General features: G+C 34.8%; 17 protein-coding genes and 1 other annotated feature (1 of these 18 only partly in view). All 17 genes read left to right on the top strand.

All coding sequences use genetic code 11. The features are described 5' to 3' along the window. The coding region (locus JVV30_RS04670; RefSeq protein ID WP_204193574.1) for a UvrB/UvrC motif-containing protein at positions 1-81 on the top strand (81 nt) is incomplete at its 5' end. Beyond that, positions 74-1,081, top strand: a complete 1,008-nt coding sequence (locus tag JVV30_RS04665; protein ID WP_070854638.1) for a protein arginine kinase — start codon at positions 74-76, stop codon at positions 1,079-1,081. The genes JVV30_RS04670 and JVV30_RS04665, both read left to right, overlap by 8 nt. A gap of 15 nt (positions 1,082-1,096) precedes the next feature. Then, positions 1,097-3,577 (top strand): ATP-dependent Clp protease ATP-binding subunit, encoded by a 2,481-nt coding sequence (locus JVV30_RS04660; protein ID WP_204193571.1) that lies wholly within the window; start codon positions 1,097-1,099, stop codon positions 3,575-3,577. Positions 3,578-3,928: 351 nt separating this feature from the next. Next, positions 3,929-5,293 (top strand): DNA repair protein RadA, encoded by a 1,365-nt coding sequence (radA, locus tag JVV30_RS04655; protein WP_053031005.1) that lies wholly within the window; start codon positions 3,929-3,931, stop codon positions 5,291-5,293. 74 nt (positions 5,294-5,367) lie between these two features. Continuing rightward, on the top strand, positions 5,368-6,390 hold the full coding sequence (locus JVV30_RS04650) for a PIN/TRAM domain-containing protein (protein WP_371106756.1): 1,023 nt from the start codon (positions 5,368-5,370) through the stop codon (positions 6,388-6,390). 414 nt (positions 6,391-6,804) lie between these two features. Beyond that, positions 6,805-8,259: a glutamate--tRNA ligase gene (gene gltX, locus JVV30_RS04645; RefSeq protein WP_070854636.1), complete on the top strand. Its 1,455-nt coding sequence runs from the start codon at positions 6,805-6,807 to the stop codon at positions 8,257-8,259. A 442-nt stretch (positions 8,260-8,701) separates the two neighbouring features. Further along, complete coding sequence (gene cysE / locus JVV30_RS04640) at positions 8,702-9,343, top strand: serine O-acetyltransferase (protein WP_070854635.1); 642 nt, start codon at positions 8,702-8,704, stop codon at positions 9,341-9,343. Further along, a complete protein-coding gene (gene cysS / locus JVV30_RS04635; protein WP_053031010.1) occupies positions 9,327-10,727 on the top strand; it encodes a cysteine--tRNA ligase in 1,401 nt (466 codons plus the stop codon). Before cysE ends, cysS begins: the two co-directional genes overlap by 17 nt. A 1-nt stretch (position 10,728) precedes the next feature. Further along, positions 10,729-11,115: a Mini-ribonuclease 3 gene (locus JVV30_RS04630; protein ID WP_070854633.1), complete on the top strand. Its 387-nt coding sequence runs from the start codon at positions 10,729-10,731 to the stop codon at positions 11,113-11,115. Between the two features lie 8 nt (positions 11,116-11,123). Next, positions 11,124-11,873, top strand: coding sequence for a 23S rRNA (guanosine(2251)-2'-O)-methyltransferase RlmB (rlmB, locus tag JVV30_RS04625; protein WP_070854632.1), 750 nt, complete (start codon positions 11,124-11,126; stop codon positions 11,871-11,873). After that, on the top strand, positions 11,870-12,397 hold the full coding sequence (locus JVV30_RS04620; protein WP_053031016.1) for an NYN domain-containing protein: 528 nt from the start codon (positions 11,870-11,872) through the stop codon (positions 12,395-12,397). The genes rlmB and JVV30_RS04620 overlap by 4 nt, the downstream gene beginning before the upstream one ends. Before the next feature lie 70 nt (positions 12,398-12,467). After that, entirely contained in the window at positions 12,468-13,055 is a 588-nt protein-coding gene (locus tag JVV30_RS04615) for a sigma-70 family RNA polymerase sigma factor (protein ID WP_070854631.1), read from the top strand. Between the two features lie 98 nt (positions 13,056-13,153). Then, positions 13,154-13,297, top strand: a complete 144-nt coding sequence (gene rpmG, locus JVV30_RS04610; RefSeq protein ID WP_080365550.1) for a 50S ribosomal protein L33 — start codon at positions 13,154-13,156, stop codon at positions 13,295-13,297. A 61-nt stretch (positions 13,298-13,358) separates the two neighbouring features. Beyond that, a complete protein-coding gene (secE, locus tag JVV30_RS04605; RefSeq protein WP_011276726.1) occupies positions 13,359-13,559 on the top strand; it encodes a preprotein translocase subunit SecE in 201 nt (66 codons plus the stop codon). A gap of 17 nt (positions 13,560-13,576) precedes the next feature. After that, positions 13,577-14,125 carry a transcription termination/antitermination protein NusG gene (gene nusG / locus JVV30_RS04600; protein WP_053031020.1) on the top strand — a complete coding sequence of 183 codons (549 nt, stop codon included), beginning with the start codon at positions 13,577-13,579 and terminating at the stop codon, positions 14,123-14,125. A 187-nt stretch (positions 14,126-14,312) separates the two neighbouring features. Continuing rightward, positions 14,313-14,735 carry a 50S ribosomal protein L11 gene (gene rplK, locus JVV30_RS04595; RefSeq protein WP_001832298.1) on the top strand — a complete coding sequence of 141 codons (423 nt, stop codon included), beginning with the start codon at positions 14,313-14,315 and terminating at the stop codon, positions 14,733-14,735. A gap of 224 nt (positions 14,736-14,959) precedes the next feature. Continuing rightward, complete coding sequence (gene rplA / locus JVV30_RS04590) at positions 14,960-15,655, top strand: 50S ribosomal protein L1 (RefSeq protein ID WP_011276724.1); 696 nt, start codon at positions 14,960-14,962, stop codon at positions 15,653-15,655. Between the two features lie 277 nt (positions 15,656-15,932). Next, positions 15,933-16,062: a sequence feature (ribosomal protein L10 leader region), on the top strand; it runs 23 nt beyond the window's last position.

The raw sequence follows: 16,062 nt of genomic DNA, 5'->3' as shown, positions 1-16,062 counted from the left end.
CAAAACTTTGAAGAAGCTGCTATCGTTAGAGACGAAATAAAAGCATTGAAAGACGAGAGCGGGGTGGAACGTAATGAGTGATATGAATACGCATATCAGTGAATGGATGAAGCAAACGGAAGAATCTCCAATTGTGATGTCTTCCAGAATCCGATTAGCTAGAAATTTAGAAAATCACGTCCATCCACTCATGTTTCCCTCAGAACAAGATGGCTTTAGAGTGATAAATGAAGTGCAAGATGTATTGCCTGATTTGTCTCTCATGCGATTAGATACAATGGATCAACAAAACAAGATGAAACTTGTTGCTAAACATTTAATTAGTCCTGAACTTATTAAACAACCGGCATCAGCAGTGTTATTAAATGAAGACGAATCAATCAGTATTATGATTAATGAAGAAGACCATATACGCATACAAGCAATGGGAAATGATTTGTCATTACATGATTTATATAACAAAGCGAGTGATATTGATGATACGTTAGATCAATCGCTAGACATTAGTTATGATGAACATTTAGGGTATTTAACAACATGCCCAACCAATATTGGTACAGGTATGAGAGCAAGTGTAATGCTACATTTGCCAGGGTTATCCATCATGAAACGTATGAATCGTATTGCACAGACCATTAATCGTTTTGGTTTTACGATTCGAGGTATATATGGAGAAGGCTCGCAAGTTTATGGCCATATCTATCAAATTTCAAATCAATTAACACTTGGTAAAACTGAAGAAGAAATTATAGATAACTTAACTGAAGTTGTTCAACAAATTATAAATGAAGAAATGCAAATTCGTGAACGCTTAACGCATTATAATGAATTGGAAACGTTAGACCGTGTTTATCGGTCGTTGGGTATCTTACAGAACAGTCGAATTATTTCAATGGAAGAAGCTTCCTATCGTTTAAGTGAAGTGAAATTAGGTATCGATTTAGGGTATTTAACATTGAAAGACTTTAAATTTAATGAATTAATGGTAAGTATTCAATCAGCGTTTATTTATAACGATGAAGATGAAACAATCTCTGTAAATGAGAAGAGAGCAGATATATTAAGAGAATATACACAATAGGAGGTACAGAAATATATGCTATTTGGTAGATTAACTGAACGTGCACAACGTGTCTTAGCACATGCGCAAGAAGAAGCTATACGTTTAAATCATTCTAATATAGGTACAGAACACTTACTACTTGGCTTAATGAAAGAGCCAGAAGGTATAGCCGCTAAAGTATTAGAGAGTTTCAATATTACCGAAGATAAAGTGATTGAAGAGGTTGAGAAATTAATCGGCCATGGACAAGATCAAACAGGAACATTGCATTATACACCTAGAGCCAAGAAGGTAATTGAACTTTCAATGGACGAAGCTAGAAAGTTACATCATAACTTTGTAGGTACAGAACATATTTTACTAGGTTTAATTCGTGAAAATGAGGGCGTAGCTGCGCGTGTGTTTGCTAATCTAGATTTAAATATTACAAAAGCGCGTGCTCAAGTGGTTAAAGCATTAGGAAGTCCTGAAATGAGCAATAAAAACGCTACAGCAAATAAATCAAATAATACACCTACATTAGATGGATTAGCACGTGATTTAACTGTGATTGCCAAAGATGGAACACTAGATCCTGTTGTGGGTAGAGACAAAGAAATTACGCGTGTGATTGAAGTATTGAGTCGTCGTACTAAAAATAACCCAGTACTAATTGGCGAACCTGGGGTAGGTAAAACTGCAATTGCAGAAGGTCTTGCACAGGCGATTGTTAATAATGAAGTGCCTGAAACATTAAAAGATAAACGTGTCATGTCACTTGATATGGGAACAGTTGTAGCAGGTACTAAATATCGTGGTGAATTTGAAGAACGTTTGAAAAAAGTAATGGAAGAAATCCATCAAGCTGGTAACGTTATTCTATTTATTGATGAATTGCACACATTAGTTGGTGCTGGAGGTGCAGAAGGCGCAATTGATGCATCAAATATATTAAAACCAGCATTAGCTCGTGGTGAATTACAATGTATTGGTGCTACAACATTAGATGAATACCGTAAAAACATCGAGAAAGATGCAGCGTTAGAACGTCGTTTCCAACCCATTCAAGTTGATGAACCTTCTGTTGAAGATACAATCGCAATTTTAAAAGGATTACGAGATCGTTATGAAGCGCATCATCGTATTAATATTTCTGATGAAGCACTTGAAGCGGCTGCTAAATTAAGTGATCGCTATATATCTGATCGTTTCTTGCCTGACAAAGCAATTGATTTAATTGACGAAGCAAGTTCCAAAGTAAGACTGAAAAGTCATACAACACCTAACAACTTGAAAGAAATTGAGCAAGAAATTGAAAAAGTAAAAAATGAAAAAGACGCTGCAGTTCACGCTCAAGAATTCGAAAATGCGGCTAATTTACGTGATAAACAAACGAGACTTGAAAAACAATATGAAGATGCTAAAAATGAATGGCAAACAACGCAAGGTGATAAATCTACATCACTATCTAAAGAAGATATTGGCGAAGTGATTGCAGGCTGGACAGGCATACCACTTACAAAAATCAATGAAACAGAGTCAGACCGATTATTGAATCTTGAACAAACATTACATGATAGAGTGATTGGTCAAAATGACGCTGTAACATCTATAAGTAAAGCAGTACGTCGCGCACGTGCAGGATTGAAAGACCCTAAACGTCCAATCGGTAGCTTTATCTTCTTAGGACCAACTGGTGTAGGTAAGACGGAACTAGCTAGAGCGTTAGCAGAATCAATGTTTGGCGAAGAAGATGCAATGATTCGTGTTGATATGAGTGAGTTTATGGAAAAACATGCAGTGAGCCGTTTAGTTGGAGCGCCTCCTGGCTACGTAGGTCATGATGAGGGTGGCCAATTAACTGAAAAAGTTAGACGTAAACCTTATTCAGTTATTTTATTTGATGAAATTGAAAAGGCACATCCAGATGTGTTTAACATCTTATTACAAGTGCTAGATGATGGTCATCTAACGGATACTAAAGGACGTCAAGTTGATTTCCGTAATACTGTGATTATTATGACATCAAATGTTGGTGCACAAGAATTACAAGATCAACGCTTTGCAGGTTTCGGTGGTGGCTCTGACGGTCATGACTATGAAACGATTCGCAAGACAATGTTGAAAGAATTAAAAAATTCATTCCGTCCAGAATTCTTAAACCGTGTAGACGACATTATCGTATTCCATAAACTTTCTAAAGATGAATTGAAAGAAATTGTTACAATGATGGTTAATAAATTAACACAACGTCTTTCTGAACAAGATATTAATATTGTAGTAACCGACAAAGCGAAAGAAAAAATTGCGGAAGAAGGTTATGATCCAGAGTATGGTGCACGTCCATTAATCAGAGCTATTCAAAAAACAGTTGAAGATAACTTAAGTGAATTAATTTTAGATGGCAACCAAATCGAAGGTAAAGAAGTCGTGATTGATCATGATGGCGATGAATTTAAATATAATATCAATGAAAAAAATAATAATGTTTCAGATTCAGACGAAGATAGTGACGTAACTGAAACAGAAGCATAATTTAATAAAATGAACGTTAGGCCTAGCTGTTTTTAGGATAAAAATAGTATAGGGTTATAACGCAAAGTACGTGCTAACTAATGAAGATGAGATAATATTTATATAGTGCGTTTCTTAGCACTCGTCATTTATCTGGGAGTGGGACATGAATTCTTAATGGATTCTGTTCCACTCCTATTACTTTTTGAAATATAATGTAATGATTTCAACTGAAATAAAATGATTATCTATATACGTCATTTCGAACAATAAATATCAATATATTTATATAAAATGCTTAAGTTTACATTTGTCATTGTGCAACGTTACATATAAAATAGATTTGTTCAAAGAAAAATCGGAGGTGCAATTTTGGCCAAAAAGAAAGTGATTTTTGAGTGTATGGCTTGTGGCTATCAATCTCCAAAATGGATGGGAAAATGTCCTAATTGTGGTTCATGGAATCAAATGGAGGAAATTGTTGAAAAAGCTTCAAATCCCAAACACGGCGTTAAGACATCAACATCTAGCGCAAAGGTCCAGAAATTAAATGATATTAAGAATGAAGTGACGCCAAGAGTTCAGACAGAATCAAAGGAATTTAACCGCGTTTTAGGTGGTGGTATTGTAAGTGGTTCTTTAGTGTTAATAGGTGGAGATCCTGGTATTGGGAAATCAACACTATTACTACAAATTTGTGCATCACTATCACAAAAATTAAATGTACTGTATATTACGGGTGAAGAATCACTTAATCAAACTAAATTACGAGCTGATCGTTTAGATGAAGATTCTAGTAATTTAAACGTGCTGGCAGAAACGGATTTAGAAGTGATATATCAAACGGTTCAACAAGCACAGCCAGATATTTTAGTGGTCGATTCGATCCAAACCATATATCATCCAGAGATTAGTTCGGCACCTGGCTCTGTATCTCAAGTTCGAGAAAGTACGCAGAGTTTGATGAATATTGCCAAACAAATGAATATCGCCACATTTATCGTTGGTCATGTAACCAAAGAAGGTCAAATTGCAGGACCACGTTTATTAGAACATATGGTTGATACTGTGTTGTACTTTGAAGGAGATGAGCATCATGCTTATCGTATCTTGAGAGCAGTTAAGAACCGTTTTGGTTCTACTAATGAAATGGGCATATTTGAAATGAAACAAAGCGGATTGAAAGGGGTACATAATCCGTCAGAAATGTTCTTGGAAGAGCGGTCTACTAATGTACCTGGATCAACAATTGTAGCAACGATGGAAGGTACGCGACCATTGCTAATAGAAGTTCAAGCGTTAGTGACACCTACCACATTTAATAACCCTAGACGTATGGCTACAGGAATTGATCATAATCGTTTGAGTTTATTAATGGCAGTATTAGAGAAAAAGGAAAATTATTTATTACAACAACAGGATGCTTATATTAAAGTGGCAGGTGGTGTTCGATTAACAGAACCAGCAGTTGATTTAAGCGTTATTGTAGCGACAGCTTCAAGTTTCAAAGATAAGGCAGTGGATGGACTGGATTGTTATATTGGAGAAGTAGGTTTGACTGGTGAAGTGAGACGTGTTTCTCGAATTGAGCAACGTGTTCAAGAAGCGGCTAAATTAGGGTTTGAACGAGTTGTTATTCCACAAACTAATATTGGTGGATGGCAATTCCCTGAAGGTATTAAAGTAGTAGGCGTCTCTACTGTACATGAGGCGCTTAAATATGCTTTTAAAGCGTAACATAAGCTGAAAAAGAGGTGAGACTTTTGAAAGTATTAAAAGGCATTGTAATCATTATATATATTATCTTAGGTATGGCACTTGGTATTTTGCTAATACCTGAAATACTCAAAGATTTTAATATTAATGGTTATCCATTTTTAAATAATTATTATATTGACGGCTTAATAGGTATCGTAGTATTTTTCTTGATTTTTGGCTTCTTTATTAATAAAGTAACAAGAACTTTCAAAGCCGTTGAACATTGGATTATGCAACGTAGCGCAGTTGAAATTTTATTTGCAACACTCGGACTTATCATTGGCCTATTTATTTCAGTAATGGCCTCGTTTATTCTAGAAATGATTGGAAATACGATACTGAATCATCTTATACCACTTATTATTACTTTATTGCTATGTTATTTAGGCTTCCAATTTGGTTTGAAGAAGCGTGACGAAATGCTCATGTTCTTGCCGGAAAACATGGCGCGTTCTATGTCTAAAAGTAATATTAGTGCCGTACCTAAACTATTAGATACAAGCGCAATTATCGATGGTCGTATCTTAGATGTCATTCGATGTGGTTTTATCGATGGCGAAATACTTATTCCGCAAGGTGTCATTAATGAACTTCAAGTCGTTGCTGATGCGAATGATAGCGTGAAGCGTGAAAAAGGGCAACGTGGATTAGATATATTAAATGAATTATATGATTTAGATTATCCGACACGTGTGATACATCCACAAAAGTCTCACAGTGATATCGATGAACTATTAGTGAAATTAGCACAGAAATATCATGCGCATGTGATTACTACCGATTTTAATTTAAATAAAGTATGTCACGTTCAAGGAATTAAAGCGTTGAATGTGAATGACTTGTCTGAAGCAATTAAACCAAATGTACATCAAGGCGATCGCATTAATATTCTATTGACTAAAATGGGTAAAGAACCTGGTCAAGGTGTTGGCTATTTAGATGACGGTACAATGGTAGTGGTTGATAATGCGAAACCACTTGTTGGTAAGCATGTAGACTTAGAGGTCATCAGTTTATTGCAAACATCATCAGGTCGTATTATTTTCGCTAAAAAAGTTGACGATTCGGAATCATGATTCATAGAATAGGTTTGATGATGACAATAAAATATGTGTAAATGACTAGGTTTCATGTGAAACGCTAAATGTTGAGCGTACGCTTTTCAAATAGCAAAGCATGAAACCTATTTATGTAATGTGAGTGAATGTGCAACTAAGTGTGGTAAGTGGAAACATGTGACTTATCAAAGTATTGATTTAATGCTACAATAATGAAGAAATGCGAACTTTTATCTAAGATGAATGTAAAGTGGAAAGTTATTCGGAAACACGTCTAAAATGATAGTTTGGAATAACTTTTTTCTAATGGTTTGAAGATGTTTCTGAATGGTGTATGACTGCTCGGTTAAATTACAGAGCGCGTCACCTATATTAGATAAAGCGTATGAATTCGATGGTAAAACAGAATTAATAATTATAGGAGTGAATACGATGAGTGAACGCATTAGAGTGAGATATGCGCCAAGTCCAACTGGATATTTACACATTGGTAATGCAAGAACTGCATTATTTAACTATTTATTTGCTAAACATTACGATGGTGATTTCGTAGTGCGTATTGAAGATACAGATAGTAAACGTAATCTTGAAGATGGTGAGTCATCTCAATTTGATAACTTGAAATGGTTAGGTTTAGATTGGGATGAATCTATCGATAAAGATAAAGGTTATGGTCCTTATCGTCAATCTGAACGCGGTGACATCTATAATCCACTTATCCAGCAATTATTGGATGAAGATAAAGCTTATAAATGTTATATGACTGAAGAAGAACTTGAAAAAGAACGTGAAGAACAAATTGCACGTGGTGAAATGCCACGTTATGGTGGCCAACACGCACATTTAACTGAAGAGGAACGTCAACAATTTGAAGCTGAAGGACGTCGCCCATCAATTAGATTCCGTGTGCCTCAAGATCAAACGTATACGTTTAATGACATGGTGAAAGGTGAAATTTCATTCGATTCAAATAACATAGGAGATTGGGTTATCGTTAAAAAAGACGGCATACCTACGTATAATTTTGCTGTAGCCATCGATGATCACTATATGGAAATTTCTGATGTTATTCGTGGGGATGACCATGTTTCTAACACACCTAAACAACTTATGATTTATGAAGCGTTTGGTTGGGAACCACCACGTTTTGGTCATATGTCATTAATTGTTAATGAAGAACGCAAAAAACTAAGTAAACGTGATGGTCAAATTTTACAATTTATCGAGCAATATCGTGACTTAGGTTACTTACCAGAAGCATTATTTAACTTTATTACATTATTAGGTTGGTCTCCAGAAGGCGAAGAAGAAATCTATTCTAAAGAAGAATTTATTAAGATCTTTGATGAGAAACGTCTTTCTAAATCACCAGCAATGTTCGATAGACAAAAATTAGCTTGGGTTAATAACCAATATATGAAAACGAAAGATACGGATACTGTATTTGAACTTGCATTACCGCATCTTATCAAAGCTAATTTAATCCCAGAATCTCCAAGTGAAGCTGATAGAGAATGGGGTCGCAAATTAGTTGCACTTTACCAAAAAGAAATGAGTTATGCAGGCGAAATTGTACCGTTATCTGAAATGTTCTTCCATGAAATGCCTGAATTAGGTGAAGAAGAGCAAGAGGTTATTAATGGGGAACAAGTACCAGAATTAATGTCACATCTATATGGTAAATTAGAAGCTTTAGAACCATTTGAAGCGGGTGACATCAAAAAGACAATTAAAGAAGTACAAAAAGAAACAGGTATTAAAGGTAAACAATTATTCATGCCAATTCGTGTTGCCGTAACAGGTCAAATGCATGGTCCTGAATTACCAAATACTATTGAAGTACTAGGTAAAGACAAAGTATTATCACGATTAAAAAAATACGTGTAAATGGTGTAAAGCATATACGTGAACAAGATGAACTTTTCATTTAGCTAACACTTGAAATTTTACATTAAAGCAAATAAGATAAAGTTAAACATGGTAAAGTCATGTTAATATTGATATTACAAGCGCAAAGGATTAGTAAATATTAGACTATGATTTCAGAGAGTGTACGGTCGCTGCGAGTACACCATAGACGATATTGAATGCACCTTTGTTTGATCAACTAAATAAAGTCAATGAGTATGATAAAGTTAACTTTATCACCTATAGGTAGGGTGAAGTACTAGCTTAATTTTATCTAGAATACAGAGTGGAACCGTGCAGTAGCGCCTCTAGCATCTTAGTGTTAGGGGTGCTATTTTGTTTATCTATTATGTATATCAGTAGTGTGTATATTGATTTTGATAAATTTTTAACTTTTTAAAAAACTGAGGGGGCGACAGTCTTGATAAAAAGAATTAGAGACGATGTGAAAATGGTGTTTGAACAAGACCCAGCAGCGCGTACAACATTTGAGGTGATTACAACTTATGCTGGATTACATGCAGTATGGAGTCATCTAATTGCGCATAAACTATATAATAAAAAACGTTATGTACTTGCGAGAATCATATCTCAAGTATCACGTTTCTTTACAGGGATTGAAATACATCCAGGTGCTAAAATTGGCAAACGCTTATTCATAGACCATGGTATGGGCGTTGTCATTGGTGAAACTTGTACAATTGGTGATAATGTAACTATTTATCAAGGTGTCACACTAGGTGGTACAGGTAAAGAAAAAGGAAAACGTCATCCTGATATTGGCGATAACGTATTAATCGCAGCGGGATCAAAAGTGCTAGGTAATATTCAAATTGATTCAAATGTAAATATTGGTGCGAATTCAGTAGTATTACAATCAGTTCCAAGTTATACGACTGTCGTCGGTATTCCAGGACATATTGTTAAACAAGAAGGTAAACGTATTGGTAAAACATTTGATCATCGTAATTTACCTGACCCATTATTTGAACAAATTAAGCAACTAGAAAAACAACTAGAAAAAGCTAAGAACGGAGAGATTAAAGATGATTACATTATATAATACTTTGACACGTCAAAAAGAGACATTTGAACCGATTGAACCAGGTAAGGTGAAAATGTATGTTTGCGGTCCGACGGTATACAATTACATTCATATTGGTAATGCGCGTCCAGCTATTAATTATGATGTGGTGCGTAGATATTTCGAATATAAAGGGTATGAAGTGATTTATGTTTCAAATTTCACTGATGTAGACGATAAATTAATTAACCGTTCGAAAGAATTGAATGAGAGTGTGCCAGATATTGCAGATAAATATATTAAAGCATTTTATGAAGATGTTGGCGCATTAAATGTTAAGAAAGCTACTTCAAATCCTCGTGTAATGAATCATATGGACGAGATTATTGATTTTATTAAAGATTTAGTTGACGACGGTTATGCCTACGAGAGTGATGGCGATGTATATTTTAGAACGCGTCAATTTGAGGGGTACGGTAAATTAAGTCATCAGTCATTAGATGATTTAAAAGTAGGCGCAAGAATTGAAGCTGGAGAACAAAAAGAAGATGCGCTAGATTTCACATTATGGAAAAAAGCAAAACCTGGTGAAATTAGTTGGGAAAGTCCTTTTGGTGAAGGACGTCCAGGTTGGCATATTGAATGTTCTGTAATGGCGTTTCACGAATTAGGTAAAACAATTGATATTCACGCCGGTGGTTCTGATTTACAATTCCCACATCATGAAAATGAGATTGCCCAATCAGAAGCACATAATCACGCGCCATTTGCAAATTACTGGATGCATAACGGCTTTATAAATATTGATAACGAAAAAATGAGTAAATCATTAGGTAACTTTATTTTAGTGCATGACATTATTAAAGAAGTAGATCCTGATGTATTACGATTCTTTATGATTAGCGTACATTATAGAAGTCCTATTAATTATAATTTAGAACTGGTTAATGCAGCTAAGAGTGGTTTAGAGCGTATCCGAAATAGTTATCAATTGATAGAAGAACGTGAAACGATTGCGACAGATATTGTTGACCAATCTAATTATATTGATCAAATCGATGCTATTTTAGAACAATTTGAGACTGTTATGGATGATGATTTCAATACTGCCAACGCAGTTACTGCTTGGTATGATTTGTCTAAACTTGCGAATAAATACGTTTTAGAAAACAATACATCTACGCAAGTCATTTCAAGATTTAAAGAAGTTTATCAAATATTCAGTGATGTGCTCGGTGTGCCACTTAAAGGTAATGAATCAGATATGTTACTTGATGAAGATATTGAAAAACTCATCGAAGAACGTAATGAAGCGCGTAAAAATAAAGACTTTGCACGTGCAGATGAAATTAGAGATATGCTTAAAGAACAAAATATTATACTAGAAGATACGCCGCAAGGTGTACGCTTTAAACGTGGATAGTATGGATATTAAATTATTAAATCCATTAACATTAGCCTACATGGGTGACGCAGTATTGGACCAGCACGTGCGTGAATATATTGTTCTTAAATTACAAAGTAAGCCCAATCGATTACATCAAGTTTCGAAAAGTTATGTGTCTGCTAAAAGTCAGGCACAAACTTTAGAAACATTGTTTGAAATGAATTGGTTCACTGATGAAGAACGAGACATTGTTAAAAGAGGTCGCAATGCTAAAAGTCACACTAAGGCTAAAAATACAGATATTCAAACTTACCGTAAAAGTTCTGGGTTAGAAGCAGTCATTGGATTTTTATATTTAGATCATCAAGAAGAAAGATTGAAAAATTTACTTGATATGATTGTACAAACAGTCAATGAAAGGTAGTGAAGACAGTGGAAGATATCGTTATTGTCGGTAGACATGCTGTTAAAGAAGCGATTGTTTCTGGCCATACAATTAATAAAATTTGGATTCAAGAAGGTATTAGAAAGCAACAAATTAATGATATTTTACAAAATGCAAAAGCACAAAAATTAATTGTGCAAACTGTGCCAAAATCCAAATTAGATAATTTAGCAAATGCACCTCATCAAGGTGTCGCTGCACTGATTGCCCCATATGAATATGCGGATTTCGATCAATTTATACAATCGCAAAAAGATAAAGAAGGTTTATCAACGGTTGTAATTTTAGATGGCTTGGAAGACCCACATAACTTAGGTTCAATATTAAGAACGGCAGATGCTAGTGGTGTTGATGGTGTTATTATTCCTAAAAGACGTTCAGTTGCGCTGACACAAACTGTAGCTAAAGCATCCACTGGTGCGATCCAACACGTTCCGGTTATGCGTGTTACAAATTTAGCTAAAACCATTGATGAATTAAAGGAACATGGCTACTGGGTGGCTGGTGCTGAAGCGGATAATGCCACAGACTATAGAGATATGGCGGCGGATATGCCATTAGCTATCGTTATAGGTAGTGAAGGTCAAGGTATGAGTAGATTAGTTAAAGATAAATGTGATTTTTACATCAAGATACCAATGGTTGGACATGTGAATAGCCTTAATGCATCTGTAGCTGCGAGTCTAATGATGTATGAGGTCTATCGTAAACGTCATCAAATTGAGGACAACGCATGAAAGATAGATATTTAATTATTGATGGCTACAATATGATTGGACAGTCACCGGAACTCGGTAAGATTGCAAAGCATAATTTGCAAGAAGCACGCGAACAATTATTAGATGCCATTGCTAACTATAATGCTGTTGTCGCTGATGAAGTTGTATGTGTGTTTGATGCATATGAACAATCAGGTATAGAAAGAGAATACATTTATCATGGTGTAAAAACAGTATTTACTAAAGAAAAAGAAACAGCAGATAGCTATATCGAACGTTATGTTTATAACCTATATAACAAACACACAACACATATTACCGTTGTAACGAGTGATATGAGTGAGCAACATGCCATATTTGGTGCTGGCGCATATCGAGTATCTTCGAGAGAAATGTGGCGTGATTTAAGAGAGAATGAAATCACGGTCAGTAAGTCTTTGGATAATTTCACAGAAAGTAAACCAAGAACTCGAATTTCATTATCAAATGATGTATTAGCAGAATTTGAAAAAATAAGACGCGGGAATCATAACAAAGATTGAAATTGCCCACTTGTCTTTTGAAAATAACATCGTATAAACTTTCTCTAACTTAATTTGAAAGGGAAGGTTTATGGCGCATCAATTCAAACAACTAGAGGAGACATTTAAAGCGTTTCAAAATAGTCATTGCAGTCTCGAACGAGAAAGATTATTTATAGAAATAGTAAATCATATACAACCGAAGCTTATTCAAAAGTTTAAAAGTTCTAGAGTACAGAATGAAGAAATAGAAGATTTAGTACAAGAATCACTAATCAGAATTTACCTAGCACTCCATACATTTGATTTTAGTACGAATGTTCCTTTCGAACATTATTTAAACTGTATTGTACGTTCAATGCGAAATGATTTTTGGAGAAGAAAGTATACCGAAATGAATAAACGAGATAGTATGATTAATGACTATGTCATCGAATATAGATTGAACCAATCTATCAAACGTATTGAAGAAGCATGTATGTTACATGAGCAACGTAAAATGCTAACGCGTAGTTTAACAGCACTAAGTCAGTTTGAACGTTGCGTAGCACAATTACTAATGTCTGATTATACGCCTAATGAAATTGCGAAACATTTAGGTATTAAAGATAAAGTGGTTTACAATAGTATTCAACGTTGTAAAATAAAAATGAAGTGTTATTTATTGAAGCATCATTAGTAAGTTGTAATAGCATTTATATAGCGGTGCTAGTTTGACATTTAATGTTTGATTTATGTATAGTATACTGGTATTAAAATGAGCAAAGGTGAACTGAATTGAAAAAAGTACCTTTAATTTGTGAAGTTTGTGGTACAAGAAACTATAATGTACCGAAAAAAGAAACTTCTGCAACGAGATTAGAATTAAAAAAATATTGTTCGAGATGTAATGCGCATACGATTCACAAAGAGTCTAAATAATAGTGGAACTATTACGATTAGAGGTAGCGGTTAACTAACTGTGAGTATGGAGGTAATTTTGATGGCTAAAGATAAGGGCACAAACAAAGAAAAAGATAGTTTCTTCCAAGGCGTTAAAAGTGAAATGGAAAAAACAAGTTGGCCAACAAAAGAAGAACTTTTTAAATATACTGTGATTGTAGTTTCTACAGTAATCTTCTTTATGGTCTTTTTCTGGGTGTTAGATATAGGTATTGGTAATTTAATTGAATTATTTAGATAAGAATAAGGAGTGACAACATGTCTGAAGAGGTTGGCGCAAAGCGTTGGTATGCTGTGCATACGTATTCTGGATATGAAAACAAGGTTAAGAAGAATTTAGAAAAAAGAGTAGAATCAATGAATATGACAGAACAGATTTTTAGAGTTGTCATACCTGAAGAGGAAGAAACACAAGTTAAAGATGGGAAAGCTAAAAAACTACTTAAAAAAACATTCCCTGGTTATGTACTTGTAGAATTAGTAATGACTGATGAATCTTGGTATGTAGTACGTAATACACCAGGTGTTACAGGATTCGTTGGTTCAGCTGGTGCAGGTTCTAAACCAAATCCATTACTTCCTGAAGAAATGAGATTCATCTTGAAACAAATGGGATTGAAAGAAAAAACAATTGATGTTGAATTAGATGTCGGTGAACAAGTTCGTATTAAATCTGGACCATTTGCTAATCAAGTAGGAGAAGTTCAAGAGATTGAACCTGACAAGTTCAAATTAACAGTATTGGTTGATATGTTCGGAAGAGAAACACCAGTTGAAGTTGAATTTGATCAAATCGAAAAATTATAATCAAGTAATTATGGAAAAATATTGAACAACTAAAAAGATGAAATTTTACTATTGCTTTTTAAGTTGGTTCAGTGTTAAAATAATGTGGTCGCGTTTTTATAGCGCTCATTTCGTCACGAAATGTTTATGAGTGGGAGGGCAAAACTGAGCCCTGTGACCACATCACGATATCAAGGAGGTGCACATCGTGGCTAAAAAAGTAGAAAAAGTAGTTAAATTACAAATTCCTGCAGGTAAAGCGAACCCAGCACCACCAGTTGGTCCAGCATTAGGTCAAGCAGGTGTGAACATCATGGGATTCTGTAAAGAATTCAACGCACGTACGCAAGAACAAGCAGGTTTAATCATTCCGGTAGAAATCAGTGTTTATGAAGATCGTTCATTTACATTCATTACTAAAACTCCACCGGCTCCAGTACTACTTAAAAAAGCAGCTGGCGTAGAAAAAGGTTCTGGTGAACCTAACAAAACTAAAGTTGCTACAGTAACTAAAGATCAAGTACGTGAAATTGCTCAAACTAAAATGCAAGACTTAAATGCTGCAGACGAAGAAGCAGCTATGCGTATTATCGAAGGTACTGCACGTAGTATGGGTATCACTGTACAATAATTAAAGAATATTAAGTTAGTTTAATTTTGAAATAAACTGATAGACGATAGCAGGTAACAGAAATGACAACGACAATATTGTCTATGATTGGTCTGGATGACTAGTAATTTCTTATGAGATTACTCAAACATTAGACATTCATCTGTTATCTGCTCTTAACTTGTGTTAGACACAAGTAAGCGTGGGAGGAAATTCCGCTAAAACCACTAAAGGAGGAACAATAAATGGCTAAAAAAGGTAAAAAGTATCAAGAAGCAGCTAATAAAGTTGATCGTACTAAACACTATAGTGTTGAAGAAGCAATCAGCTTAGCTAAAGAAACAAGCATTGCTAACTTTGACGCATCAGTTGAAGTTGCTTTCCGTTTAGGAATTGATACACGTAAAAATGACCAACAAATCCGTGGTGCAGTAGTGTTACCAAACGGAACTGGTAAATCACAACGTGTATTAGTATTTGCTAAAGGTGACAAAATCACTGAAGCAGAAGAAGCAGGCGCAGATTACGTAGGTGAATCTGAATACGTACAAAAAATCCAACAAGGTTGGTTCGACTTTGACGTAGTAGTAGCTACTCCAGACATGATGGGCGAAGTTGGTAAATTAGGTCGTGTATTAGGACCTAAAGGTTTAATGCCAAACCCTAAAACTGGTACAGTAACTATGGACGTTAAAAAAGCTGTTGAAGAAATCAAAGCTGGTAAAGTTGAATACCGTGCTGAAAAAGCTGGTATTGTACATGCTTCAATCGGTAAAGTTTCATTTAGCGATGAAAAATTAGTTGAAAACTTCAAAACGTTACAAGATGTTTTAGCTAAAGCTAAACCATCATCAGCTAAAGGTACTTACTTCAAATCTGTTGCTGTAACTACAACAATGGGTCCTGGAGTTAAAATTGATACTTCATCATTCAAATTATAATTAAGTGTAAACTTATTGAAAATAGAACCTGTGACTTTTTGAAAGTCGCAGGTTATTTTTATGTATAGATATAAATTAAGTCCTGTAAAAAGTGTCGCATGAAGATGACGCGTAAAACATCTGTATGCACAGGCTATTAAAAGTCATCTATAAACATTAGTGGTCGTATGTGGATGTAACATAACGCTTAATTTCTACAATGACTATAACTTTTGCTCGGTTGATTACAAAAAAATTGAAAAAGTTATTGACATATTACAACAATGAGGTTATATTATTTATTGTGATTATTTTACCTAAGACAGTAGGAGTTAACCATTAACTTAAAACATCATCCTGCCGAGGCTAAAATTGACTTGAACGTGTGATCATATAAATGATCTTTCAAGCGCTTTTTGCCGTGGGTA

It is taken from the genome of Staphylococcus sp. GDY8P47P, from assembly GCF_016892225.1.
GTDB classification, from domain to species: Bacteria; Bacillota; Bacilli; order Staphylococcales; family Staphylococcaceae; genus Staphylococcus; species Staphylococcus borealis.
The sequence above is the reverse complement of the archived record's forward strand: the minus strand, read 5'-3'. Positions and strand labels throughout refer to the sequence as shown.